This window comes from Halomonas sp. ND22Bw (assembly GCF_003011945.1).
Taxonomy (GTDB): domain Bacteria; phylum Pseudomonadota; class Gammaproteobacteria; order Pseudomonadales; family Halomonadaceae; genus Halomonas; species Halomonas halophila.
On the sequence record NZ_PXWD01000258.1, the window covers coordinates 1 to 400 of the forward strand.

The following is a 400-nucleotide window of genomic DNA, read 5'->3' on the forward strand; positions in this document are numbered from 1 at the left end:
CGCGCGTCCCGACAGGGTGGCGCGCTTGGCGTAGTCGTCGGCGAGCGTCGCTTCAGGCCCCCGGCCCGGTCGGCCGATGGCGACGATGCCCAGCTGCATGGTGTCAGTCGCGCGCGGTGCGGTGCGCGGAATCGACGGCCCAGATCTTCTCGATATTGTAGAAGGTGCGGACCTCGGGGCGGAACAGGTGCACGATCACATCGCCGGCGTCTATCAGAACCCAGTCGCAGTGCGGCAGGCCCTCGACCTTGGCCTTGCCCAGGCCCTGTTCCTTCAGGGTGCGCAGCAGGTGGTCGGCGATGGCGCCGACGTGACGGGGCGACCGGCCCGACGCCACGATCATGGTGTCGGCCATGGCGCTCTTGCCCTTCAGGTCGATCAGGACGAGGTCCTGGGCCTT

The 400-nt window shown here is 68.8% G+C and carries 1 protein-coding gene; it reads right to left on the reverse strand.

What is annotated here, in order from left to right:
- Positions 1–103: 103 nt before the first annotated feature.
- On the reverse strand, positions 104–400 hold a 297-nt coding region (gene rsfS, locus CVH10_RS17960), incomplete at its 5' end, for a ribosome silencing factor (protein ID WP_106489362.1).